This is a genomic window from Actinacidiphila rubida (assembly GCF_900110255.1).
Classification (GTDB): domain Bacteria; phylum Actinomycetota; class Actinomycetes; order Streptomycetales; family Streptomycetaceae; genus Actinacidiphila; species Actinacidiphila rubida.
Genome location: NZ_FODD01000015.1, coordinates 18,002 through 42,059 on the forward strand (window position 1 = coordinate 18,002; position 24,058 = coordinate 42,059).

A 24,058-nucleotide genomic window follows, 5' to 3' on the forward strand; every position below is an offset into this window, starting at 1 on the left:
GTCTTCAGCGCAGCACCATGCGCCGCACACACACCGAGCAGCCCGCGAGGGCGCGGGCCGGAGGGACAGCGATGGGTAGGACACTCGCGGAGAAAGTCTGGGACGACCATGTCGTCCGCCGCGCCGAAGGCGAGCCCGATCTGCTCTTCATCGATCTTCACCTGCTCCATGAGGTGACCAGCCCCCAGGCGTTCGACGGGCTGCGGATGAACGGGCGGGTGGTCCGCCGCACCGACCTCACCATCGCCACCGAGGACCACAACACCCCGACCCTCGACATCGACAAGCCCATCGCCGACCCGGTCTCGCGCACCCAGCTGGAGACCCTGCGCAAGAACTGCGCGGAGTTCGGGGTCCGGCTGCACCCGCTGGGCGACATCGAGCAGGGCGTCGTCCACGTCGTGGGACCGCAGCTGGGACTGACCCAGCCCGGCACCACCGTGGTCTGCGGCGACTCGCACACCTCCACCCACGGCGCGTTCGGCGCGCTGGCGTTCGGCATCGGCACCTCGCAGGTCGAGCACGTGCTGGCCACCCAGACGCTGCCGATGGCCCCGTTCCGGACCATGGCGGTCACCGTCGACGGCGAACTGCCCGACGGCGTCACGGCCAAGGACCTGATCCTCGCCGTCATCGCCCGCATCGGCACCGGTGGCGGCCAGGGCTACGTCATCGAGTACCGCGGCACCGCCATCGAGAAGCTGTCGATGGAAGCGCGGATGACCGTGTGCAACATGTCGATCGAGGCGGGCGCGCGGGCCGGCATGATCGCCCCCGACCGCACCACGTTCGACTACCTGGAGGGCCGCGTCCACGCGCCCACGGGCGAGGACTGGGACGCCGCCGTCGCGTACTGGAAGACGCTGCGCACCGACGAGGACGCCGTGTTCGACCACGAGGTGCGCATCGACGCCGCGGAGCTGGCGCCGTTCGTCACCTGGGGCACCAACCCCGGCCAGGGAGCGCCGCTGAGCGCGTCCGTGCCGGACCCCGCCTCCTTCGCGGACCCCAGTGACCGGCTGGCCGCGGAGAAGGCGCTGGAGTACATGGGCCTGAGCGCCGGGCAGCCGCTGCGCGAGGTCGCGGTGGACACGGTGTTCGTCGGCTCCTGCACCAACGGCCGGATCGAGGACCTGCGTGCCGCCGCGTCCGTCGTCGAGGGCCGCAAGGTCGCCGACGGCGTCCGGATGCTGGTCGTGCCCGGCTCGGTACGCGTCGCGCTGCAGGCCGTGGAGGAGGGCCTGGACCAGGTGTTCACCGCGGCCGGCGCCGAATGGCGGCACGCGGGTTGCTCGATGTGCCTGGGTATGAACCCGGACCAACTCGCCCCCGGCGAGCGCTCCGCGTCGACCTCGAACCGCAACTTCGAAGGACGGCAGGGCAAGGGCGGCCGCACCCACCTGGTGTCGCCCCAGGTGGCCGCCGCAACCGCCGTGGCCGGCCGGCTCGCGTCGCCCGCCGACCTGTCCGACGTCCCTGCTCCCGCGGAGGTCTGAGCACCATGGAAGCCTTCACCACGCACACCGGCCGGGCCGTCCCGCTGCGCCGCGGCAACGTCGACACCGACCAGATCATCCCCGCGCACTGGCTGAAGAAGGTCACCCGCAACGGGTTCGAGGACGGGCTGTTCGAGGCCTGGCGCAAGGACCCGTCGTTCGTCCTCAACGCCCCGGAGTACAAGGGCGCCACGGTCCTGGTCGCCGGGCCCGACTTCGGCACCGGCTCGTCCCGCGAGCACGCCGTGTGGGCGCTGCAGAACTACGGCTTCAAGGCCGTGATCTCGTCCCGGTACGCCGACATCTTCCGCGGCAACTCGCTGAAGAACGGGCTCCTGACGGTGGTCCTGCCGCAGGAGACCGTCGAGGCGCTGTGGAAGCTCGTCGAGGCCGATCCCACGACCGAGGTCACCGTCGACCTGGTGGCCCGCGAGGTCCGCGCCGAAGGCGTCACGGCGCCCTTCGAACTCGACGACAACGCCCGCTGGCGGCTGCTGGAAGGGCTGGACGACATCAGCCTGACCCTCGGCAACGAGGCGGACATCGCCGCCTACGAGGCCCGCCGGCCGTCCTACAAGCCCAGCACCGTGCAGGTCTGACCGCCCTCCGCGGTCACTCTCCGAAGCGCCCCTCGCCGTCCGTGCCTCCGTGCACGGTCCCGGCGGGGGGCGCTTCGGCGTTCCGCGGACGCCCCAACCAGAGGACCGGCCAACCGGCAACCAGAGGAGCAAGGGAGCACCCGGTTGGCCCTGTCGCTCCCGACAACTCGCCGCGGATGGCACAATCGACGCATGGGACGTGACGGCCAACTCCACCTCTACGGGGTGGTGGCCGCGCGTCTGAAGCAGGCGCACACACGCGTTGCGAATCCCGAAGTCCCTGATGAGACCAGGCGGGAGTTGAGTCGGCGGTTGCTCGCGGTGACCGCCGTGGCGAAGCACGATCTCGCCGACGCGGCACGGCGTCTGGACGCGTTGACGGCTGAGTTGGACGAGCTCGGAATCCCTGATCGCTGATCGTCGAGAGCCCCGAGTTCGTTGCGGCACAAGGGTGATTCGCCCGTTTCGTATTTGATTTGCGGTATATATCCGCCTAGCGTGCGAAATCAGCCCGCACTCATTCGCCGGGCAAGTTTCCGAAGGGGAAGACGTGAACAAGGCGCAGCTCGTAGAAGCGATTGCGGACAAGGTCGGCGGCCGCCAGGCCGCCGGCGACGCGGTTGACGCGGTTCTCGACGCGATCGTCCGCGCGGTGGTCGGCGGCGACCGGGTCTCGGTCACCGGGTTCGGCTCGTTCGAGAAGGTCGATCGTCCCGCCCGCTACGCCCGCAACCCCCAGACCGGGGAGCGGGTCAGGGTCAAGAAGACCTCCGTGCCGCGGTTCCGCGCGGGCCAGGGCTTCAAGGACCTGGTCAGCGGCGCGAAGAAGCTTCCGCGCGGCGGCGAGGTCTCCGTCAAGAAGGCCCCCAAGGGCAGCCTGAGCGGCGGCCCCTCGACCACCGCCCGGACCACCACCAAGAAGGCCGCGGCGAAGAAGGCCACCGCCAAGACCGCCGCCGCGAAGAAGACCACCGCCAAGAAGACCACGGCGAAGAAGACCACCGCCGCGAAGAAGACCACGGCGAAGAAGACCACGGCGAAGAAGGCGACGGCGAAGAAGGCCGCCGCCAAGAAGGCCCCGGCCAAGAAGGCCACCGCCAAGAAGGCCCCGGCCAAGCGCGCCACCCGCAAGCGCGCCGCCGCCAGGTGATAGCCGGACACCGAACCACCGGCACCCCGTGCACGGGCCGGGCCCCCAGATCTGGGAGCCCGGCCCGTTGTTCTGCCGCCGCACCTCGCGCCGCCGCGCGGTCCGCCGCCGCTCCTCCCGCCGTCCTGCCGCCCGGGGAGGGCGCGTCCCGGACAGGCCCTAGGCTTGGGGCATGCAGGCGACCGCGTACACCTTCGATCCCGCGACCAGGGCCGGCAGCGTGCTGCTGGACGACGGGACGCCGCTGCCGTTCGACGCCGAGGCGTTCGACGCGGGCGGGTTGCTGCTGCTGCGCGTCGGACAGCGGGTGCGCATCCGCACCGAAGGCGCCGGCGAGACCCGCCGGGTCGTCTTCGTGACGTTGCAGACCTACCCCGACACCTACTCGGGCCCCGGCGCCTGACCGGCCGCCGCGTACGCGGCGCAGGTCGCCGCCGTCCGCGGCCCGACGCCCAGCGCGAGCGCCGCCCGCAGGTCGTCAGGGGTGTCCACGTCCCGCCGCACCGACGGCACGCCGGACAGCGTGATCTCACAGGCCCCCGACGCCAGATGACGGGCCCGCGAGGCACCGCCGAAACCCGGCGCCAGCTCGGTGCCCGGCCCGGCCGCCAGCAACGTCGTGCCGACACCCGCGGCGTCGGCCAGGAACGCCCGCTCCGGCGCCTCCGCGGCCGCCGCCAGCACCAGGGACAGCTCGGCGGGCCGCAACGCCGGCAGATCGCCGTTCAGCGCCGCGACGCCCGCCGCACCGCGCTCCCGCACCCGCTGCGCCCCGTACCGCAGCGCCGCGTTCAGACCGGCCGCCGGGACGTCCGCGACCACGAACGCCCCGAGCTCCGCGAGCCGCGCGCCGGCCGTCGTGTCGTCGGTGACCACCGTGACGTCCGCCACCAGCGGGCAGGCCAGCGCCGCCGCCACCGTGTCCAGGGCGAACGCCAGGGCCAGCGCGGGCCGGGCCGCGCCCGCCGCGTCGGCGAGCCTGCTCTTGGCCAGGGCCAGCGGCTTCAACGGCACCACCAGCGACCAGCCGCCGCCCCGCGCCGCCGCCGCGTCCACCCGCTGATCACGTGGTTCACGCTGTTCCGCTCGAATCCGCTGCACGCCCTGCACGCGACTATTGTCACCGTGCTGTGCCCGAACGGTGCCAGAGGTGCCCCCCACCCCGCCGACTCCTGGCGTTAGTCTCTGGTAGCCGCGATGCTGAGCGGCAGACCGGGCGCCGCACGCAGGGAGCGCCGGCGCAGACGAAGAGGAGTCCGGGTGTCCCGCCGCAGAATCGGTTTCTGGTACCGCCTGGCGGCCATGGTCGCGAAGCCGCCGCTCATCGTCCTGTTCAAGCGGGACTGGCGGGGAATCGAGAACATTCCGGCCGAGGGCGGATTCCTCACCGCGGTGAACCACAACTCGTACCTCGACCCGCTGGTGTACGCGCATTTCCAGTACAACACCGGCCGGGTCCCGCGCTTCCTCGCCAAGGCGTCGCTGTTCAGCCCGGCCGTCGTCGGCGCCTTCATGCGCGGCACCGGGCAGATCCCGGTGTTCCGCGCCACCGCGGACGCCGCCGCCGCGTACCGCGCGGCCGTCGAGGCGGTCAACAAGGGCGAGTGCGTGGCCTTCTACCCGGAGGGCACCCTCACCCGCGACCCCGAACTGTGGCCGATGGTCTCCAAGACCGGCATCGCGCGCGTGGCCCTGCTCACCAAGGCGCCCGTCATCCCGATCGCGCAGTGGGGCGCCAACGACGTGCTGCCGCCGTACGCGAAGAAGCCGGACCTGCTGCCGCGCAAGACCCACCGGGTGCTGGCCGGACCGGCGGTCGACCTCAGCGCGTACTACGGCAAGGAGCCGACCTCCGAGGTGCTGCGCGAGGTCACCGAGAAGATCATGGAAGCCGTCAAGGACCTGCTCGCCGAACTGCGCGGCGAACCCGCCCCGGCCGGTTTGTACGACACGCGCCTGGGCAGGCACGCCACGGCGTCGGAAACCGGAGCGGGCAGGCGGCCCGCCGCCGGCGCCAAGAGCGACGCGGACCCGGTCGCCGAAACCGGCGTGGAGACGGGCGCGGAGAGCGGCGCCGGTGCCGAGACCGGCGCGGACCTGCCCGGTCAGGCCGGCACCGAGACCCCGGCGGGCGAGACGCGGGAGGGCGCATGACGGCACGCTGCGCGGTCTACGGCACCGGCTCCTGGGGCACCGCCTTCGCGATGGTGCTCGCCGACGCCGGGTGCGAGGTGGCGCTGTGGGGCCGGCGCCAGGAGGTCGTCGACGCCGTCAACACCACGCGCACCAACCCCGACTACTTCCCCGGCCTCGAACTGCCCCCGGCCGTCACGGCGACGACCGACCCCGCGCAGGCCGCGGCCGGCGCGGAGTTCGTGATCCTCGCCGTCCCCTCGCAGTCGCTGCGCGCCAACCTCGCCGACTGGGCGCCGCTGCTGCGCTCCGACGCGGTGCTCGTCAGCCTCATGAAGGGCGTCGAACTCGGCACGGCCAAGCGCATGAGCGAGGTCATCGAGGACGTCACCAAGGCGGGCCCGGATCGCATCGCGGTGCTGTCCGGCCCCAACCTCGCCCCGGAGATCGCCGGCCGCCAGCCGGCCGCCGCCGTCGTCGCCTGCCAGGACGAGGACGTCGCCCGCCGCCTCCAGGCCGCCTGCCACACCGCCTACTTCCGCCCCTACACCAACACCGACGTGGTCGGGACGGAACTCGGCGGCGCGGTGAAGAACGTCATCGCGCTCGCCGTCGGCATCGCCGGCGGCATGGGACTCGGCGACAACACCAAGGCGTCGCTGATCACCCGCGGCCTGGCCGAGACCACCCGGCTCGGGATGGCGATGGGCGCCGACGCGCACACCTTCGCGGGCCTGGCCGGCATGGGCGACCTGGTCGCCACCTGCTCCTCGCCGCTGTCCCGCAACAACACCTTCGGGCACAACCTCGGCCGCGGCATGAGCCTGGCCGAGACGATCGCCGTCACCAGCCAGACCGCCGAGGGCGTCAAGTCCTGCGAGTCGGTGGCCGATCTGGCGCGCAGGCACGGCGTCGACATGCCGATCACCGAGACCGTGGTCGACATCGTCCACAACGGGAAACCCCCCGTCGTGGCCGTCAAGGAGTTGATGTCACGTTCCGCGAAGGCGGAACGGTAAGGTCACCGTGACATGAGCAACCTGCCTTCTCCCCAGAGCCCCGGGCACAGCCCTGAGCAGCGTCCCGACCAGCACGAGGACCAGAGCCAGGACCGCGCCCAGGACACCCCGGGCCTCGCCCGCAAGCCCCGCGTCGCCGTGGTGTTCGGCGGCCGCAGCTCCGAGCACGGCGTCTCCGTCGTGACCGCGGCGAGCGTGCTGCGCGCCATCGACCGCGACAAGTACGACGTGCTGCCGATCGGCATCACCACCGAGGGCCGGTGGGCGCTGACCGCCGACGCCCCCGACCGGATGGCGATCGCCGAGCGCCGCATGCCCACCGTCGAGCAGGTCGCCGACCACGAGGGCGCGGTGGCCCTGCCGGTCGACCCGGCGAACCGCGAGGTCGTCTACACCGAGGTTGGCGCGGTGCCCAAGGCACTGGGCGAGGTCGACGTCGTCTTCCCCATGCTGCACGGCCCCTACGGCGAGGACGGCACGCTCCAGGGCCTGCTGGAGCTCTCCGGTGTCCCGTACGTCGGCGCGGGCGTGCTCGCCTCCGCCGTCGGCATGGACAAGGAGTACATGAAGCGGATCTTCACCTCGTTCGGTCTCGCCGTCGGCCCGTACACGGTGATCAGGCCGCGCGAGTGGGAGCAGGACCCGGCCGCCGCCCGCGACCGCGTGCTGGCCTTCGCCGCGCAGCACGGCTGGCCGCTGTTCGTGAAGCCCGCCCGGGGCGGCTCGTCCTTCGGCATCACCAAGGCCGAGGGCCCCGCCGGACTCGACGAGGCGATCGCCGAGGCCCGGCGGCACGACCCGAAGGTCATCGTCGAGGCGATGCTGCACGGCCGCGAGATCGAGTGCGGAGTGCTGGAGTTCGAGGACGGCCCGCGCGCCTCGGTGCCCGCCGAGATCCCGCCGACCACCAGCCACGACTTCTACGACTTCGAGGCCAAGTACATCGACTCGGCCGACGGCCTGGTGCCGGCGCCGCTCACGCCCGAGGAGACCGCGCGGGTGCAGGCGCTCGCCGTCGCCGCCTTCGAGGCCGCGTCGTGCGAGGGACTGGTCCGCGCCGACTTCTTCCTGCTCGACACCGGCGAGTTCGTGATCAACGAGATCAACACCATGCCGGGCTTCACGCCCATCTCGATGTACCCGCGGATGTGGCAGGAGTCCGGGATCGGCTACCCCGAACTCGTCGACCGGCTCATCCAGGCGGCGCTGCGCCGCCCGACCGGCCTGCGCTGACCCCCGGCGGGCTCAGACCCCTTCGGGAATGGTCCGCTTGACGGCGCCGGCGAGATCGGTCAGCGGACCGAGATCGCCGGCGTACCGCTTCGGCAGCGTCACCTCGACGTACGCCTTGCGCAGCGTCGTGGTGAGCCGGAAGGTGCCGCCGTTCTGCGGCTCGATCAGCCAGCCGACGCCGTCCACCTCGACGGCGTCGGCACTCGCGTCGTTGTCGGCCGCCGGCCGCGGCACCCCGCAGCGCAGCACGATCGACGGATCGCCCCACCCGGCGGTCAGGTCGGAGTCCGGCTTGAGATCATGCCGGGGGAGCCCGTTGACCTTCTGCGGCAGCCGCGCGTGCAGCGCGGCGCAGTAGCCGGCCACCTGGGCGCCAGGAACCGGCACGGCGACCGTCTCGTCCGTATCGGAGGTGGCCGCGTATACCGCCGCCGCTGACAGGCACGCGACGGCGGACACGGCGATCAGCGCAGCCCGGCGACGAATCCTCACCGGGCGAGCATAGTGGGGGACTAGATATGCACGACCGGGCAGGTCAGGGTTCGGGTGATGCCGTCCACCTGCTGCACTCTGGCCACCACCATGCGGCCGAGGTCGTCGACCGTGTCGGCCTGGGCGCGCACGATGACGTCATAGGGACCGGTGACGTCCTCGGCCTGAATGACTCCGTCGATCTTGGAGATCACCTCCGCTACTGCCGAGGCCTTGCCGACCTCGGTCTGGATCAGGATGTACGCCTGTACCACGGAACCTCCAGGGCGGCTTCGAGGATCATGTGGGAAGGGGGACGCCACGGTATCGCGTTGCCGCGCGCAGCGGGGAGACCCGCGCGGTACCTGCCCCCTGGTATTGACGGGAAACACCGACGGCGAAAGCCGCGGCCGGAGCAGACACCGAAGGGGACGACGCTATGAAGGGGACTGTGGGCGAGCTGGGGGAGTTCGGGCTCATCAGGGAACTGACCTCCCGCCTCACCTCGACCCCGGCCGTGAAGATCGGCCCCGGTGACGACGCCGCCGTGGTCGCCGCGCCGGACCGGCGCGTCGTGGCCACCACCGACATCCTGCTGGAGAACCGGCACTTCAGGCGCGACTGGTCCACCGCCTACGACGTCGGCCGCAAGTCGGCCGCCCAGAACCTCGCCGACGTCGCGGCGATGGGCGCGGTGCCCACCGCGGTCCTGGTCGCGCTCGTGGTGCCCGCCGACCTGCCCGCCACATGGCCGCTCGAGCTGATGGACGGCATCCGCGACGAGTGCCAGGTGGCCGGTGCCGCGGTCGTCGGCGGCGACGTGGTGCGCGGTGACACCATCACCGTCGCCATCACCGCGCTGGGTGACCTGCGCAGCCGGGCCGCCGTCACCCGTTCGGGAGCGCGCCCCGGCAACCTCGTCGCCGTCACCGGCTGGCTGGGCTGGTCGGCCGCCGGGTTCGCGGTGCTCTCCCGCGGCTTCCGCTCGCCGCGGGCCTTCGTCGAGGCGCACCGCAGGCCGGAGCCGCCGTACCACGCGGGCCCCGCGGCAGCCGAGCTCGGCGCCACCGCGATGACCGACGTCAGCGACGGGCTGGTCGCCGACCTCGGCCACATCGCCGCGGCCAGCGGCGCCGACATCGACCTGCGGTCCGCCGACATCGACGTGCCCGCCCAGATGTCCGACATCGGCCAGGCCGTCGGCGTCGACCCGCTGCACTGGGTGCTCACCGGCGGCGAGGACCACGCGATAGTCGCCACCTTCCCCCGCGACGTGAAGCTCCCCGCCCGCTGGCGGATCATCGGCGAGGTCCGCACCCCCGCGGGCCGCATCCCTCAGGTCACCGTGGACGGCGCGCCATGGGACAAGGCCGGCGGCTGGGACCACTTCGGCGACGACGCGTGAACCCGTGCGTGGGCCCGGCCCCGGTCGTGGCCCCGGCCCGCGTCCTGACCGTGGCCGGCTCCGACTCCGGGGGCGGCGCCGGCATCCAGGCCGACCTCAAGACGATGCTCGCGCTGGGCGTGCACGGGATGAGCGTCCTCACCGCCGTCACCGCGCAGAACTCGCTGGGCGTCAGCGGCGCCTGGGAAATCCCGGAGGAGGCGGTGCGCGCCCAGTTCCGGGCCGTCGTGGACGACATCGGGGTGCAGGCGGTGAAGACCGGCATGCTCTCCTCGGCGCGGCTGGCCGCCGTCGTCGCCGACCTGCTGGCAGGTACGGCCGCACCCGTCGTCGTCGACCCGGTCGGCGTCTCCAAGCACGGCGACCCGCTGCTCGCCGCCGAGGCCGTCGCCGTGGTCCGCGAGCGCCTGCTGCCCGTGGCGACCGTGGCGACGCCCAACCTCGACGAGGTGGAACTGCTCACCGGCGTGACCGTCGTGGACGAGGACGGCATGCGGGCCGCCGCCGCGGCGGTGCTCGCGCACGGGCCCGCGTGGGCGCTGATCAAGGGCGGCCATCTCGGCGCCGGCTCCGACGCCGTCGACCTGCTGACCGACGGCTCGCGGGAGCACTGGTACCGGGCGCCGCGGCACCCCAACGGGCACACCCACGGCACCGGCTGCACCCTGGCCAGCGCGGTCGCGTCCTATCTGGCGCTCGGCCACGACGTGCCGGACGCGGTGGGACGCGCCAAGGCCTACGTCACCGGGGCGATCGCCGCCGGCTTCCCGCTGGGCGCGGGCATCGGCCCGGTCGACCACGGGTGGCGCCTCCGCGGCGGGGCCTCCGCCTGAGCGGCGTGCCGCGCCGGCCCCGCCGCGGCACGCTGAAAAGCCGGCCCACCCAGAGGTGGACCGGCTTTCGGTAGCCGCAAGGCTGCGCCGCTACGACGTACGCGTGCGTACGCGCTCGACTAGCGCGAGACCTTGCCGGCCTTGATGCACGAGGTGCAGACATTGAGCCGCTTCGGCGTCTTCCCGACGACCGCACGCACGCGCTGGATGTTGGGGTTCCAACGACGCGGGGTACGGCGGTGCGAGTGGGAGATGCTGTTGCCGAAGCCCGGCCCCTTGCCGCAGACGTCGCAGTTGGCAGCCACGGGTCACTCCAAAGACTTCAGATGCATTTACGATGAAATGCCCGAGAGAGCCCCGGGCAACCGGAGCAGCATACAACCTCTGCTCCCGTACAACGAAACTACCATGGTCCGGGACCTGCCCCGGACCGCCCGCCCTGCGCGAGTGACCGGGCTCACGACTACCCTCACGGGCAGCCGCCCCCGTTCGCCGTGTCCCAGGAGGACCTGTTGCCGCCCTCGCTCGACGCTTCCGCGGTGCGCGCATGGTGCCGGCTCTCCCTGCGGGCGCTCGGCCGGGCCCGCGAGGAGATCGACGCGATCAACGTCTACCCGGTGGCCGACGGCGACACCGGGACCAACCTCTACCTCACCGTGGAGTCCGCCGCGCAGGCCGTGGACGCGGCCTTCGACGGCCACGCGGCCACCACCGACGCGGACGGCACCCGCCCCACCCTCGGCGAGGCGTTCCTCGCGATGTCCCACGGCGCGCTCATCGGCGCCCGCGGCAACTCCGGCACGATCCTCGCGCAGCTGCTGCGCGGCATGAACGCGGCGATCGCACCGCCCGGCAGCGAGGCGCTCGCCGCCGTCCACGACGACCACGCGGCGGCCGCCATGGTGCGGCTGGCGCTGCGCGCGGCCGCGGACTCCGGCTACGAGGCGGTGTCCCGCCCGGTCGAGGGCACCATGCTGACGGTCGCCACGCGCGCGGCGGACGCGGCGCGCGACGCCGCGGGCGGCCTCGCCGAGGTCGTCCGCGCCGCCCACGGCGGGGCGCTGGCCGCGCTCGCCGACACCCCCGGGCAGCTCGGCGTGCTGGAGCGGGCGGGCGTGGTCGACGCGGGCGGCCTCGGCCTGGTCGCCGTCCTCGGGGCGCTGTGCGAGGCGGTCACCGGCGAGGCGCCCCTCACCCCGCCGCCGGGCGCCGCCGCCGGAGCCGGCACGTCCTTCCGCCACGGCGGCCCACCCGTGTCCGGACCCGGCGCCGCGGCCGTCGCGGAGGCGGCCACGGCCGCCGCCGAGGACGCCTGCGCGCACGCCGGACCCGGGCACGGCCCGGACGGCGCCGGTCCCGGTCCCGGTCCCGGCGGTCCCGGTTTCGAGGTGATCTTCCTGCTGGAGGCCGCGGGCGACGAACCCGTGGGCCGGCTCCGCACCCGGCTCGACGCGCTCGGCGACTCGCTCGTGGTCGTCGGCGGCGACGGGCTGTGGCACGTCCACGTGCACGTCGACGACGTCGGCGCCGCCATCGAGGCCGCGATCGAGGCGGGCCGCCCCTACCGCATCCGCGTCACGCACTTCGGCGGGCCGCTGCGCGAACCGGGCCGCGAACGGCTGGCCCGGGCGGTCGTCGCGGTCGTCCAGGGCGACGGCCTGGCCGGCCTCTACGCCGAGGCCGGCGCCACCGTCGTGGCCGTGCGGCCCGGTGAGCAGCCCGCCAGCGGCGAGATCGCGGCGGCCGTCCGCCGGGCGCACGCCCGCGAGGTCGTGCTGCTGCCCAACGACACCGAGCTGCGCCATGCCGCGGCGGCCGCGGCGGAGCAGGCCAGGACCGACGGGGTGCGGGTGGCGCTGATCCCCACCCGCTCGGCGGTCCAGGGCCTGGCCGCGCTCGCGGTCCACGAGCCGACCCGCCGCTTCGACGAGGACGTGGTGGCGATGACGGCCGCGGCCGGCGCCACGCGCTACGCCGAGCTGGCGGTCGCCGAGCACCGCTCGTGGACCATGGCCGGCGTCTGCCAGGCCGGCGACGTGCTCGGCCTGATCGACGGGGACGTCGCCGTGATCGGCGCGGACCTCGCGGCCACGGCGGAGGTCGTCCTCGACCGCATGCTCGCGGCCGGCGGGGAGCTCGTCACGCTCGTCCTCGGCACCCACGCGCCGGCCGGGCTGGCCGAACGCATAGAGGCGCATGTCCGCGACGGGCACCTGGCGGTGGACACCGTGACGTATGCCGGTGGGCACCACGGGGTGCCGCTCCTCATCGGCGTCGAGTAGGCGTTCTGCCCTGCCGGGCGGGGTGCGGGTTGCCCTGCCGGGCGGGGTGCGGGCTGCCCCTGGGGGTGCGCCGCCGTCGGACGGTTCGCTGTGGTGGCTCGCGCAGTTCCCCGCGCCCCTGCGGGGCTTGCGCGGTTCCTCGCGCCCCGGCGGGGCGTGGTGTCGTGCCTCTGGGGGGAATGTCGGTGGGGTGGGGGAAGATGAGGGGGATGAGCGCGAACCCACTTGACGACCGGCTCCGCGATCTCGTCGGGGATCGCACGGCGAAGGTGCTCGGCGAGCACCTCGACCTGCACACCACGGGCGACCTGCTGCACCACTACCCGCGGCGGTACGCCGAGCGGGGCGAGCTGACGCGCCTGGCCGACCTGCCCGTCGACGAGTACGTCACCGTCGTCGCGCAGATCGCCAAGGCGGACAAGCGCACGTACGGCGGCGGCAAGGGCGTCCGGCTGGAAGTGGTCGTGACCGACGGCAGCGGCTCGCTGACCCTCGTCTTCTTCAGCAAGGCCGCCCACGCCCACGCGCACCGGCTGATCCCGGGCCGCCGCGGGATGTTCTCCGGCAAGGTGTCCGTCTTCAACCGGGTCCGCCAACTCGCGCACCCCGACTACCAGTTGCTGGACGCCGACGACGGCGATGCCGAGGAGGCGGCGGACGCGTTCGCCAACCGGCTGATCCCGCTCTACCCGGCGTGCAAGCAGATCACGTCCTGGCGCATCGCCCAGGCCGTCGACACCGCGCTGAACTCCCTTGCCGCCACGGGCTGGACGGGCGTCGGGGAGCCGCTGCCGGACCAGTTGCGCGCCGACCGCGGCCTGGCCCCGCTCCCCGAGGCGCTGGAGAAGATCCACCGGCCGCGGTCCAAGCAGGACATCGCCGAGGCGCGGCACCGGCTCAAGTGGGACGAGGCGTTCGTGCTCCAGGTCGCCCTGGCCCGCCGCCGCGCCGCCGACGCCGCCCTGCCCGCGGTGCCCCGCTGCCCGGCCGCGGACGGCCTGCTGACCGCGTTCGACGCCAAGCTGCCGTTCACCCTCACCGACGGCCAGCAGGCCGTCTCCGCCGAGATCTTCGCCGACCTGGCCGCCGAGCACCCCATGCACCGCCTGCTGCAGGGCGAGGTCGGCTCCGGCAAGACGATGGTGGCGCTCCGGGCGATGCTCGGCGTCGTCGACGCGGGCGGCCAGGCCGCCATGCTCGCGCCCACCGAGGTGCTCGCCCAGCAGCACCACCGCTCCATCACGGAGATGATGGGCGAGCTCGCCGAGGGCGGCATGCTCGGCGGCTCCGACGTCGGCACCAAGGTGGTGCTGCTCACCGGCTCGATGGGCGCCGCCGCCCGCCGCGCGGCCCTGCTCGACCTGGTGACGGGCGAGGCCGGCATCGTCGTCGGCACCCACGCGCTGATCGAGGACAAGGTGCAGTTCGACGACCTGGGACTGGTCGTCGTCGACGAGCAGCACCGCTTCGGCGTCGAGCAGCGCGACGCCCTGCGCGGCAAGGGCAAGCAGCCCCCGCACCTGCTGGTGATGACCGCGACGCCGATCCCGCGCACGGTCGCCATGACCGTCTTCGGCGACCTCGACACGTCCGTGCTCGACCAGCTGCCCGCCGGACGCTCGCCGATCGCCAGCCACGTGGTGCCCGCCGCCGAGAAGCCGCACTTCCTGGAGCGCGCCTGGGAGCGGGTCCGCGAGGAGGTCGAGGGCGGGCACCAGGCGTACGTGGTGTGCCCGCGGATCGGCGACGCCGAGGACACGGCGGAGGCCGCCGGCGGCAGCCGCAAGAAGAGCGCCGCGGCCGAGCAGGCTCCGCCGGACGACGAGCGGCGGCCGCCGCTGGCGGTCCTCGACGTCGCCGCGCAGCTCGCCTCCGGCCCGCTGCGCGGCCTGCGCGTCGAGGTCCTGCACGGCAGGATGGCGCCGGACGCCAAGGACGAGGTGATGCGCGCCTTCGCGGCCGGTGAGGTGCACGTGCTCGTGGCCACCACCGTCATCGAGGTCGGCGTCAACGTGCCCAACGCCACCGCGATGGTGATCATGGACGCCGACCGGTTCGGCGTGTCCCAGCTGCACCAGCTGCGCGGCCGGGTCGGCCGCGGCTCCGCGCCGGGCCTGTGCCTGCTGGTCTCCGAGGCACCCGAGGCGAGCCCGGCGCGCTCCCGGCTGGACGCCGTCGCCGGCACCCTCGACGGCTTCGCGCTCTCCGAGATCGACCTCCAGCAGCGCCGCGAGGGCGACGTGCTCGGCCAGGCCCAGTCCGGCGCCCGCTCGTCGTTGCGCGTGCTGGCCGTCATGGACGACCGGGACGTCATCGAGGCCGCCCGGCAGGAGGCCACCGACCTGGTCGCCGCCGACCCGGAGCTGACCGCGCACGCCGACCTGCGCAGCGCCCTGCAGAGCCTGCTGGACGCCGACCGCGAGGAGTTCCTGGACAAGGGCTGACGGGCCACAGGGAGCCGGTCGGAGCCCGGCGGTGGCAGGCGGTAGTGTCGGAGCCGTGAGCAGTTCATGACCCGCGTGATCGCCGGCGCCGCCGGAGGGCGGCGGCTGGCCGTACCCCCGGGCACCGGGACCCGGCCGACCTCGGACCGGGCCAGGGAGGGGCTGTTCTCCACGCTGGAGTCGCTGCGCGGCACCCTCGACGGCGCCCGCGTCGCCGACCTGTACGCCGGATCCGGCGCGGTCGGCCTGGAGGCCCTGTCCCGCGGCGCCGCCCACGTGCTGCTCGTGGAGGCCGACGCCCGCGCGGTGGCCGTCGTCCGGGAGAACGCCGCCGCCATCGGGCTGCGCGGCGCCGAGGTGCGGGCCGGCCGGGCCGAGAAGACCGCCGCGGGCCCGCCCCCCGCGGAGCCGTACGACGTGCTGTTCCTCGACCCGCCCTACGACGTGCCCGACGACGAGCTGCGCGAGATCCTGCTCACACTCCGGGCCAACCTCTGGCTCAGCGAGGACGTGCTGGTCACCGTGGAGCGCAGGACCCGGGGCGGCGAGTTCGCCTGGCCCTCCGGATTCGAGGGCCTGCGGTCCCGCCGGTACGGCGAGGCGACTCTTTGGTACGGTCGCGCCGCCCAAGTTACCGCCGGGTCATGAGCCGGCCCGACCGGATGAGCCCCCCATGACCCGCACCCCCCACGCCCGTACGCAGAGCGAGGAGACCGTCTTGCGCCGCGCCGTCTGTCCGGGGTCGTTCGACCCCATCACGAACGGACACCTCGACATCATCGCCCGCGCCGCCCGCCTCTACGACACGGTGCACGTCGCGGTGATGATCAACCAGTCCAAGCGGGGCCTGTTCCCGATCGAGGAGCGCATCGCGCTGATCGAGGAGGTCACCGCGGACCTCGGCAACGTCGAGGTGGAGTCGTTCCACGGCCTGCTCGTCGACTTCTGCAAGCAGCGCGACATCCCGGCCATCGTCAAGGGCCTGCGCGCGGTCAGCGACTTCGACTACGAGCTGCAGATGGCCCAGATGAACATCGGCCTGTCGGGCGTGGAGACCCTCTTCGTCCCCACCAACCCCGAGTACAGCTTCCTGTCGTCCAGCCTCGTCAAGGAAGTCGCCCAATGGGGCGGAGACATCTCGCACTTGGTGCCGGGGCCGGTTCTCCAGGCGCTCAACGCAAAGCTGAAGCAGCGCTAGGCTCTTTGTCGTGGACGTCCAGAAGAAGCTCGATGAGATCACGGCGACCGTGGCCAACGCCCGGTCCATGCCGATGTCGGCCTCCTGCGTGGTGAACCGGGCCGAGCTGCTGGCCATGCTCGACGAGGTGGCCGCCGCGCTGCCCGCCTCCCTCGCCCAGGCCCAGGAACTGCTCGGCGGCCGTGAGCAGATGGTCGAGGAGGCCCGCGTCGAGGCGCAGCGGATCATCGAGACCGCACACGCCGAACGCGGCTCGATGGTCTCCGACACCCAGATCGCCCGGCAGTCCCAGGACGAGGCCGACCGGATCCTCGCCGAGGCCCGCCGCGAGGCCGACGAGATCCGCGCCGAGGCCGACGACTACGTCGACAGCAAGCTCGCCAACTTCGAGGTCGTGCTGACCAAGACCATCGGGTCGGTCGACCGCGGCCGCGAGAAGCTGCTCGGCCGCCCCGCGTACGACCCGGGGTACGACGCCGAGGGCGGCTACATCGAGGACGACCCGGACGCCCCCGAGCGCAGCAGCGACCCGGAGACCCTGCGCCGGCTCGCCGACGAGTACGTCGACACCAAGCTCGGCGCCTTCGAGGCGGTGCTCTCCAAGACCCTGGACGCGGTCGGCCGCGGCCGGCTCAAGCTCACCGGCCACAACCCGATCGACGACCTCGCCGCGCAGCTGGCGGCCGCCGACGCGAGCGAGGGCGGCCCCGAGGTCCACCGGCAGTCCGACGCGGAGTACCTGGCCGGCCTGGCCGCCCCCGCGGCCCCCGAGCAGGCCGACCTGTCGCGGTACGGCTACGACCCGCAGGCCCAGCCGGCGGCGGCCCAGCAGGGCGAGCCCGACTACGGCTACCAGCAGCAGGGCCAGCAGGACCAGCAAGGCCATCAGGAATACGCGTACCAGCAGCAGGAGTACGCCCCGCAGGCCGGCACCGGATACGACCCGTACGCCGGAGCCCAGCAGGGCTACCCGCAGGAGCAGGGCTACGACTACGGGCAGGGCGGCTACGAGCAGCACCAGGACCCGCAGCAGTACCCGCAGCAGATCCCGTACCAGCAGCAGGGGCAGCACCAGCCCCAGCACCCCGGGCAGCAGCACCAGGGCCACCCCTACGGGCAGCAGCCCGCGGCGCTGGACGAGACGAGCTTCTTCGACACCGGGATGATCGACCTGAACCGGCTCAGGGAGCTGGAACAGGGCAGGTGAGACGGCCGGGTTTGGGCGGGAGCGGGCTGTCCAGTATCCTGTCGATTCCAGCCGTGTGAATCACCGGCGTTTCGGCCTGCCCGCTCACAAGCGGCGCGGGAAGGCCGTCCCCGCACCACCGACGCGCTGACATCGTGATGAGCGCCCGTTCGAAAGAGGAAGCCCTGAACACCCGCCTCGACCACCGCAACCCCCTCGTGTTCGACACGCACGAGCTGGGCCGGCGTCCTGGTGCGATGAAGAAGGTCTCCCGCACCGTGCCGGCACCCGCCGACCTCGGTCTCGACGGCGTCATCGGTGTGCCCCAGGGCGCCGACGTGGAGCTGGACCTCCGCCTGGAGTCGGTGATGGAGGGCGTGCTGGTCACCGGCACCGTCCACGCACCGGTGGCGGGGGAGTGCGTAAGGTGTCTGGAGCCGGTCGAGCGCGAGCTCGACGCCGAGTTCCAGGAGATGTTCTCCTACCCCGACGCCGACACCCGGACCGCCCGCAGGGACGAAGCCGGTGACGACGCCGAGGACGAGGACACGCTTCAACTCGAGGACGACCAGTTCGACCTCGAGCCCGTGCTGCGGGACGCGGTAGTGCTCGCACTGCCGATGCAGCCGGTGTGCCAGGACGACTGCCAGGGCCTGTGCTCCGAATGCGGAGCCCGGCTCACGGACGACCCGGACCACCACCATGAGGTCACCGACATCCGTTGGGCGGCCCTGCAGGAATTCCAGCAGAACGGTGCCGGCGACGGCACCGACGAGAACCAGGAGAAGTAGCCGTGGCTGTTCCCAAGCGGAAGATGTCGCGCAGCAACACGCGCCACCGCCGTTCGCAGTGGAAGGCTGCGCCCGTGAGCCTGGTGGCGTGCGAGCGCTGCCACGAGCCGAAGCTCCAGCACATCGCGTGCCCGAGCTGCGGCACCTACAACCGCCGTCAGGTCCTCGAGGTCTGATCGGCAGGTGACAGGCTCCATGTCCTCCACGTCATCGCAGCGCGACGCCTCGGCATCGCAGAAGACCGCGACGGACAAGGCCTCGTCCCACACGCTTCTGGAAGGGCGGCTCGGGTACCACCTCGAGCCCGCCCTTCTGGTGCGTGCGCTGACCCACCGCTCGTACGCGTACGAGAACGGCGGGCTGCCCACCAACGAGCGGCTGGAGTTCCTCGGAGACTCCGTGCTCGGCCTGGTGGTCACCGACACCCTTTACCGCACCCACCCCGACCTGCCCGAAGGCCAGCTGGCCAAGCTGCGGGCCGCGGTGGTCAACTCGCGGGCCCTTGCAGGGGTCAGCCGCGGGCTCGACCTGGGCGCGTTCATCCGGCTCGGCCGGGGTGAAGAGGGCACCGGTGGCAGGGACAAGGCATCGATCCTCGCGGACACCCTGGAGGCGGTGATCGGGGCGGTCTATCTGGACCAGGGCCTCGACGCGGCCTCCGAACTCGTCCACCGCCTCTTCGATCCGCTGATCGAGGAGTCGTCCAACCTGGGCGCGGGACTGGACTGGAAGACCTCCCTCCAGGAACTGACCGCCACGGAAGGCCTCGGCGTGCCCGAGTACGCCGTGAGCGAGTCCGGCCCCGACCACGAGAAGACCTTCACGGCTGCCGCCCGCGTCGGTGGTGTCGAGTACGGCACCGGCACCGGCCGCAGCAAGAAGGAAGCCGAGCAGCAGGCGGCGGAGGCCGCCTGGCGCTCCATCCGCAAGACCTCGGCCTCGGCCTGACGGCCGCGCGGGTCCCCCGGGCAACGTCCTGGAGGACCCGCGCCTTCTGGGGGCGCCGTGCGCCCGCGCTCGGGTGCGTCCCCCGTCGTCGCTGAGTCGCCGAGTCGCTGAAGGAGATGGCCGTGCCGGAGTTGCCCGAGGTGGAGGTCGTACGCCGCGGGCTGGCCCGCTGGGTCTCCGGGCGGACCGTCGCCGGGACGCAGGTGCTGCACCCGCGCGCGGTGCGCCGCCACCTGGCCGGCCCCGAGGACTTCACCGGCCGCCTCAAGGGCGCGGTGCTGGGCGAGGCCCACCGCAGGGGCAAGTACCTGTGGGTGCCGCTGGAGGAGGGCACCGCGCTCGTCGCGCACCTCGGGATGAGCGGCCAGTTCCTGGTCCGCCCGCAGGACGAGCCGTACGAGAAGCACCTGCGGATCCGGCTCACCTTCGCCGACGACCAGGGCACCGACCTGCGCTTCGTCGACCAGCGCACCTTCGGCGGCCTGTCGCTGCACGACACCGTCCCGGACGACCAGGACGACCTGCCCGTCCCGCTGGCGCACATCGCCCGCGACCCGATCGACCCGGCCTTCGACGACGACGCGTTCCACGCGGCGCTGCGCCGCAAGCGCACCACCATCAAGCGCGCCCTGCTCGACCAGTCACTGATCAGCGGCGTCGGCAACATCTACGCCGACGAGGCGCTGTGGCGCACCAAGCTGCACTACGAGCGGCCCACCGCGACGCTGACGCGGCCGCGCACCGCCGAACTCCTCACCCACGTACGCGAGGTGATGGGGGACGCGCTGGCGGCCGGCGGCACGAGCTTCGACAGCCTCTACGTCAACGTCAACGGCGAGTCCGGCTACTTCGACCGGTCCCTGGACGCCTACGGCCGCGAGGGCAAGCCCTGCCGCCGCTGCGGCACCCCCATCCGGCGCCGCGCCTGGATGAACCGCTCCAGCTACTTCTGCCCCCACTGCCAGCGCCCCCCGCGCCCCTCCTAGCGCGGGTCCTCCCCGCGGTTCCGGGACCCGGTCGGTGCCGGTCGCGGAGCAGGGGAGCACCTGCGCGCGCTGCTCACCGCCGAGGGGTGGCGGAGCCCGGGTTCACGGGACGTCGAGGCCCGCGGCGTGCAGCTTCTGCTCGATCAGTGCGGTGAGGCGGGTCCAGCCGGGCCGCTCGTCCTCGCCGTGGTGGGTGAGGAGGTCGTGGCGCGTGGCGCCGTCCTGGCGGGTCCGGAGTCCGCCCAGGGTGGGCAGCAGGGAGGGGTCGGCGATGAAGTGGGCGGCGACCTCCTCCGCGAGTTCCTCGATCCTGGGGTCGTCCGGGGCCCACTTCCCGGCGCTCCAGGTGAGCTTGATGACGGCGACGTGGCCGGGGTCCTCCAGGCCGTGCTCGATCTGGGCGAGGTACTCCTCGAAGCCCTCCGGCATCAGGGCCCGGACCAGGACGAGGGCCTCGTGGGCGGTCCTCACGTCGTCCGCGTCGAAGCCGAGCCCGGGCATCCGGTCGAGCAGGGCGCAGGCCCGCGGCGGCAGCAGGACCCGGTCGCCGGTGGCGAGTTGGCGCAGGGTCTCGCGCCGGGCGACCAGTTCGTCGATCTTCGCGGTGAGGTTGTCCTCGACGTCGACGAGGGCGGTGGCGAAGTCCTCGGGGCCGGCGTCGAGGATGGTGCCGATCCCGGCGAGCGGCACGCCCGCCCCGGCCAGGGTCCGCACCTGGACCAGCCGCAGCAGTTCGGTGCTGCCGTAGCGGCGGTAGCCGGAATGGTCGCGTGCGGGCTCATCGACCAGGCCGTTCTTGTGGTAGTGCCGGATGGTCTTCACCGTGACACCGGCGAAGACCGCGGCCTGGCTGATCGTCACTCCGTCTGTCATGGCGTCAGTCGACCAGAGGCTGCCCGAGGGCGGCAACCTCGCGGACGGCGGCGGCGATGGCCCGGAAGTCCTTGCGGACGATGGTGGTGTGCTTGCTCGGGACGGTGGCGCTGACCTGGACCTGGGGATTGCGGGCGAGGATCGGGTCCAGGGTGGCGCGCATCGCGGTGAGGCCTTCGGCGGTGCCGCCGAGACTGGCACCGGTGGCGACGAGGAAGCGCATCGGGAAGGTGACGAGGTCGAAGGCGGGGGCGCTGTCGGCGACGATCTCGTTGAGTTCGATGTTGATCTCGGCGTGCTCGGCGGCGGACATCCGGGCGGCCATGCCGAGCGGGCGGACCAGCGGCATCAGCGGGCCGAACCGCTTGAACAGCGTGCGGATCTGCTCCTTGCCGGCCTCGGGCCCGCCTTCCACGGTGGCGAGGTAGTCCCAGGGGTAGCCGCCGTCGACCATGACAGCGCCGGCCAGGCGGTCGGGGTTGCGGGTGGACCAGTGCAGGGCGAGGGCCGCGCCGTAGGACCAGCCGACGATGATCGGGTCGCGGGCGCCGGTGGCGGCGAGGACGGCGTCGATGTCGCGCAGGCAGGCCTCGAAGGTGTAGTCGGCGGACTTCCGGGACTTGCCGCGGGCGCGTTCGTCGAAGGTGATGTGCCGGTAGCCGTCGCCGAGTTCGGCGATCACGTTCCGCCAGTCCTTCTGGGTGCAGTACGAGCCGTTGAGGTAGAGCACGGGGCGGCCGTTCCCCCCGGTGTCGGTGACCGCCAGGGCGGTGTCCTCCACCGGCACCATGCTGGTCCGGGCGGCGTGGCTACTGGTCCGTCGGGCGTTCGCGTTCGTCTTCATGCCTTGAGCGTGAGGGTTGACCTTGGGTCAAGGTCAACCCCCTTCTCGTCGTGCTGTTCTCCCATGAGGGAACGCCATGGAGGGACCGGCCACGGCGCACGAAGGCGGCCGCGGTGCCGGGTGGCGCACTCACCCGGGAGGACGCCAGGACGCTGCCGCCCGCAGCCGGGAGTTCTTCGGCTGCGGGCGGCCACCAGGCCCTGGAGCACGGCGGCGAACCCGGAAGGTGCCCGCCCGTCCCGCTTCACGACGGCGTCGCGGGGCACGGCTGTCTCAGAAGCCGAAGTCCTGGGTCCACCAGGGGCCGCCGGGGCCGAAGTGGATGCCGACGCCGAGCGTGGTGTAGTCGCAGTCGAGGATGTTGGCGCGGTGGCCGGGGCTGTTCATCCAGGCGGTCATGACGGCTTCCGCGTCGGACTGGCCGCGGGCGATGTTCTCGCCGCCCAGGTTGGTGATGCCGAGCGCCTTGGCGCGGTCCCAGGGGGTGTGGCCGTCGGGGTCGGTGTGGTCGAAGAAGCCGCGGGCGGCCATGTCGTCGCTGAAGTTCTGCGCCAGCTTGTCCAGCGAGGAGCTGGCGGTCAGCGCCTTGCAGCCGGCGGTGGCGCGCTGCTGGTTCACCAGGGTGAGGATCTGGGCGCGGGCGCCGGCGACCGCGTCGAGCGTCGCGGGGGAGTTCGCCGACGGCGTGGCGTGCACGTCGGGCTTCGTGGTGACCGCGCGGGTGGGCGCGGCGGTGGTCCGGGTGGGAGAGGGCGCCGCCGAACGGGTGGCGGTGCGGCCGGGGCTCGCCGAGGGGCTCGCGGTCGGCGTGTGCGCCGTGCCCGCCGAGGGGGAGCCGGCCGTCGTGGTCGTCGCGCCGGACGTGGGCGTGCCGCTGCCGCCGAGTGGGGAGGGCACGTCGCTGCCGGACCCGGTCGGCGACGCCCCGTCGGCCTGGGTGCCGCTCGCGCCGCTGTCGCCGTAGGGCAGGTGGCCGGTCACTCCGGACAGCAGCCCGGAGGAGACGGCGACCGCACCGGCCGCCATTGCCGCGGACGAGGCCAGCAGCCCCGTGCGCACCGGGTGGTGCTTGCGGCGCCCGCGGTGGCTGCGCGGCGCCTGCTGCGGTGCCGCGCTCTGCGCATGACGGCTGTGACGCCCCATCTGCCGCGCTCCTCACTGCCTGAGTTCGCCTGCGTTCACCGTTCACCCGAACGAGTGAAGTCCTGCTGCGGGGCGACTGTAGCGAATGCGGCGGGGGCGCGCGTCCGTGCGTCCGTTTCCGGGGGGATAGCGTGCGTACATGAACGAGAATGTCCGGCTCACCGCCTGGGTCCGCGGCCGCGTGCAGGGCGTCGGCTTCCGCTGGTGGACCCGGGCCACCGCGCTGGAGACCGGTGGGGTGGCCGGTTATGTGAGCAACCTGGCCGACGGGAGGGTGCAGGTCGTGGCCGAGGGCGACCGGCCCAGCTACGATCGGCTGCTCGACTGGCTGCGGCACGGCGACACGCCCGGCCGCGTCGACGGTGTGACCGAAATATGGGGCGACCCGCGAGGCGGTTACGAAGGTTTCCAGATCCGCTGAGCACAGACTGTTGCCATATGGCGGACGCCGTGTCAGGCTGCCCCCATCGAGAATGATCTCGATGCTGTTCCGGGCAGCCCACGGTGCGTCGGCACCGTGTTTTCTGAGGCGGACCCGACGGCTGGGCTGTGATCGTGTTGACCGGTCCCTTATTTGGTGAGACGCTGGAAGCCCCGCGCAGCGTGGCTCCACAGATCCTGTGCAGCGGGTCACGGTAGGCAACACCGTGCGCGGGAGCGTATACCCCTCACCCACGACCCACACCGCTTCGGTCGGTCACTCAGCGTGGAGGACCATCCATCATGGCAAAGGCGCTTCTCGGTTACGTCGGCGGCCCCGACCCGCGACTCCTCGCCGAGATGCGAAGGCTTCAGCAGCGCGTTCAGGACCTGGAATCCGAGCTTGTCCGGATGCAGGCCGAGAATGACGCGCTGACTGTCGCGTCGCGCGAAGAGTCGCTGCTCAGCAGCATCGACGTGACTCACGCGGAGCCCGCGCTGGCCTGACCCGACGCGATCCGCCGGGCAGGAACCCACTCCGCCGTGTGAGAACTGCACCATCAGCACTCGCGGTGCACGATGTGCAGTCCATGTCTGCAAGGGA

General features: G+C 72.8%; 28 protein-coding genes. 21 read left to right on the plus strand and 7 right to left on the minus strand.

The window, feature by feature from the left end:
• The first annotated feature begins 71 nt into the window (after positions 1-71).
• From leuC to BMW99_RS16290, 5 genes are all read left to right on the plus strand, one after another.
• A complete protein-coding gene (gene leuC, locus BMW99_RS16270) occupies positions 72-1,496 on the plus strand; it encodes a 3-isopropylmalate dehydratase large subunit (protein WP_069464210.1) in 1,425 nt (474 codons plus the stop codon).
• A gap of 5 nt (positions 1,497-1,501) precedes the next feature.
• Positions 1,502-2,095, plus strand: coding sequence for a 3-isopropylmalate dehydratase small subunit (leuD, locus tag BMW99_RS16275; protein ID WP_069464209.1), 594 nt, complete (start codon positions 1,502-1,504; stop codon positions 2,093-2,095).
• Between the two features lie 192 nt (positions 2,096-2,287).
• Complete coding sequence (locus BMW99_RS16280) at positions 2,288-2,512, plus strand: SCO5555 family protein (protein ID WP_069464208.1); 225 nt, start codon at positions 2,288-2,290, stop codon at positions 2,510-2,512.
• A 133-nt stretch (positions 2,513-2,645) separates the two neighbouring features.
• Positions 2,646-3,245 carry an HU family DNA-binding protein gene (locus tag BMW99_RS16285; protein ID WP_069464207.1) on the plus strand — a complete coding sequence of 200 codons (600 nt, stop codon included), beginning with the start codon at positions 2,646-2,648 and terminating at the stop codon, positions 3,243-3,245.
• A gap of 172 nt (positions 3,246-3,417) precedes the next feature.
• The gene (locus BMW99_RS16290) at positions 3,418-3,648 is read left to right on the plus strand and encodes a hypothetical protein (protein ID WP_069464206.1); all 231 of its coding nucleotides are present in this window, start codon (positions 3,418-3,420) and stop codon (positions 3,646-3,648) included.
• On the opposite strand, the gene cofC is transcribed toward BMW99_RS16290, so the two are convergent.
• Entirely contained in the window at positions 3,627-4,301 is a 675-nt protein-coding gene (gene cofC, locus BMW99_RS16295; RefSeq protein WP_069464205.1) for a 2-phospho-L-lactate guanylyltransferase, read from the minus strand. The genes BMW99_RS16290 and cofC overlap by 22 nt on opposite strands.
• Positions 4,302-4,505: 204 nt before the next feature.
• On the opposite strand from cofC, the gene BMW99_RS16300 reads away from it, so the two are divergent.
• The 3 genes from BMW99_RS16300 to BMW99_RS16310 are packed head-to-tail and all read left to right on the plus strand — an operon-like array spanning position 4,506 to position 7,630.
• Positions 4,506-5,399: a lysophospholipid acyltransferase family protein gene (locus BMW99_RS16300; protein WP_079138524.1), complete on the plus strand. Its 894-nt coding sequence runs from the start codon at positions 4,506-4,508 to the stop codon at positions 5,397-5,399.
• A complete protein-coding gene (locus tag BMW99_RS16305) occupies positions 5,396-6,397 on the plus strand; it encodes an NAD(P)H-dependent glycerol-3-phosphate dehydrogenase (RefSeq protein WP_069464204.1) in 1,002 nt (333 codons plus the stop codon). The genes BMW99_RS16300 and BMW99_RS16305 overlap by 4 nt, the downstream gene beginning before the upstream one ends.
• A 12-nt stretch (positions 6,398-6,409) precedes the next feature.
• A complete protein-coding gene (locus BMW99_RS16310; protein WP_075017030.1) occupies positions 6,410-7,630 on the plus strand; it encodes a D-alanine--D-alanine ligase family protein in 1,221 nt (406 codons plus the stop codon).
• 12 nt (positions 7,631-7,642) lie between these two features.
• Here BMW99_RS16310 and BMW99_RS16315 read toward each other — a convergent pair whose 3' ends face one another.
• Complete coding sequence (locus BMW99_RS16315; protein WP_069464203.1) at positions 7,643-8,122, minus strand: DUF3515 domain-containing protein; 480 nt, start codon at positions 8,120-8,122, stop codon at positions 7,643-7,645.
• Positions 8,123-8,142: 20 nt separating this feature from the next.
• Positions 8,143-8,376 carry an Lrp/AsnC family transcriptional regulator gene (locus BMW99_RS16320; protein WP_069464202.1) on the minus strand — a complete coding sequence of 78 codons (234 nt, stop codon included), beginning with the start codon at positions 8,374-8,376 and terminating at the stop codon, positions 8,143-8,145.
• Between the two features lie 164 nt (positions 8,377-8,540).
• On the opposite strand from BMW99_RS16320, the gene BMW99_RS16325 reads away from it, so the two are divergent.
• Entirely contained in the window at positions 8,541-9,506 is a 966-nt protein-coding gene (locus BMW99_RS16325; RefSeq protein ID WP_075017031.1) for a thiamine-phosphate kinase, read from the plus strand.
• Entirely contained in the window at positions 9,503-10,339 is an 837-nt protein-coding gene (gene thiD / locus BMW99_RS16330) for a bifunctional hydroxymethylpyrimidine kinase/phosphomethylpyrimidine kinase (RefSeq protein ID WP_245791491.1), read from the plus strand. The genes BMW99_RS16325 and thiD overlap by 4 nt, the downstream gene beginning before the upstream one ends.
• Positions 10,340-10,458: 119 nt before the next feature.
• On the opposite strand, the gene rpmB is transcribed toward thiD, so the two are convergent.
• Complete coding sequence (gene rpmB, locus BMW99_RS16335) at positions 10,459-10,644, minus strand: 50S ribosomal protein L28 (RefSeq protein WP_033173090.1); 186 nt, start codon at positions 10,642-10,644, stop codon at positions 10,459-10,461.
• Positions 10,645-10,851: 207 nt separating this feature from the next.
• Between rpmB and BMW99_RS16340 the strand changes: the two genes are divergently transcribed.
• The 9 genes from BMW99_RS16340 (at position 10,852) to mutM (ending at position 20,174) form a co-directional block, all read left to right on the plus strand.
• The gene (locus BMW99_RS16340; RefSeq protein ID WP_075017065.1) at positions 10,852-12,621 is read left to right on the plus strand and encodes a DAK2 domain-containing protein; all 1,770 of its coding nucleotides are present in this window, start codon (positions 10,852-10,854) and stop codon (positions 12,619-12,621) included.
• A 209-nt stretch (positions 12,622-12,830) separates the two neighbouring features.
• Positions 12,831-15,065, plus strand: coding sequence for an ATP-dependent DNA helicase RecG (recG, locus tag BMW99_RS16345; RefSeq protein WP_075017032.1), 2,235 nt, complete (start codon positions 12,831-12,833; stop codon positions 15,063-15,065).
• 66 nt (positions 15,066-15,131) lie between these two features.
• Complete coding sequence (rsmD, locus tag BMW99_RS16350) at positions 15,132-15,713, plus strand: 16S rRNA (guanine(966)-N(2))-methyltransferase RsmD (RefSeq protein ID WP_069465185.1); 582 nt, start codon at positions 15,132-15,134, stop codon at positions 15,711-15,713.
• Positions 15,714-15,783: 70 nt separating this feature from the next.
• Positions 15,784-16,263, plus strand: a complete 480-nt coding sequence (gene coaD / locus BMW99_RS16355; protein ID WP_069465187.1) for a pantetheine-phosphate adenylyltransferase — start codon at positions 15,784-15,786, stop codon at positions 16,261-16,263.
• Positions 16,264-16,273: 10 nt separating this feature from the next.
• Complete coding sequence (locus BMW99_RS16360) at positions 16,274-17,470, plus strand: ATP synthase F0 subunit B (protein ID WP_069465184.1); 1,197 nt, start codon at positions 16,274-16,276, stop codon at positions 17,468-17,470.
• Positions 17,471-17,607: 137 nt separating this feature from the next.
• Positions 17,608-18,240, plus strand: coding sequence for a YceD family protein (locus BMW99_RS16365; protein ID WP_069465183.1), 633 nt, complete (start codon positions 17,608-17,610; stop codon positions 18,238-18,240).
• A 2-nt stretch (positions 18,241-18,242) separates the two neighbouring features.
• Entirely contained in the window at positions 18,243-18,416 is a 174-nt protein-coding gene (gene rpmF / locus BMW99_RS16370) for a 50S ribosomal protein L32 (RefSeq protein WP_069465182.1), read from the plus strand.
• Between the two features lie 7 nt (positions 18,417-18,423).
• Entirely contained in the window at positions 18,424-19,188 is a 765-nt protein-coding gene (gene rnc, locus BMW99_RS16375) for a ribonuclease III (protein ID WP_407640298.1), read from the plus strand.
• A 122-nt stretch (positions 19,189-19,310) separates the two neighbouring features.
• A complete protein-coding gene (mutM, locus tag BMW99_RS16380) occupies positions 19,311-20,174 on the plus strand; it encodes a bifunctional DNA-formamidopyrimidine glycosylase/DNA-(apurinic or apyrimidinic site) lyase (RefSeq protein WP_075017066.1) in 864 nt (287 codons plus the stop codon).
• Positions 20,175-20,276: 102 nt separating this feature from the next.
• On the opposite strand, the gene BMW99_RS16385 is transcribed toward mutM, so the two are convergent.
• From BMW99_RS16385 to BMW99_RS16395, 3 genes are all read right to left on the minus strand, one after another.
• Entirely contained in the window at positions 20,277-21,047 is a 771-nt protein-coding gene (locus tag BMW99_RS16385) for a MerR family transcriptional regulator (protein WP_069464408.1), read from the minus strand.
• A 4-nt stretch (positions 21,048-21,051) separates the two neighbouring features.
• Positions 21,052-21,891 (minus strand): alpha/beta fold hydrolase, encoded by an 840-nt coding sequence (locus BMW99_RS16390; RefSeq protein WP_069464409.1) that lies wholly within the window; start codon positions 21,889-21,891, stop codon positions 21,052-21,054.
• 273 nt (positions 21,892-22,164) lie between these two features.
• Positions 22,165-23,034, minus strand: a complete 870-nt coding sequence (locus BMW99_RS16395; RefSeq protein WP_075017033.1) for a CAP domain-containing protein — start codon at positions 23,032-23,034, stop codon at positions 22,165-22,167.
• Between the two features lie 139 nt (positions 23,035-23,173).
• Here BMW99_RS16395 and BMW99_RS16400 point away from each other — a divergent pair, with 139 nt between their 5' ends.
• Both BMW99_RS16400 and BMW99_RS16405 read left to right on the plus strand, forming a co-directional pair.
• On the plus strand, positions 23,174-23,455 hold the full coding sequence (locus BMW99_RS16400; protein ID WP_069467462.1) for an acylphosphatase: 282 nt from the start codon (positions 23,174-23,176) through the stop codon (positions 23,453-23,455).
• A gap of 302 nt (positions 23,456-23,757) precedes the next feature.
• On the plus strand, positions 23,758-23,961 hold the full coding sequence (locus tag BMW99_RS16405; RefSeq protein WP_069467463.1) for a hypothetical protein: 204 nt from the start codon (positions 23,758-23,760) through the stop codon (positions 23,959-23,961).
• Positions 23,962-24,058: the final 97 nt, after the last annotated feature.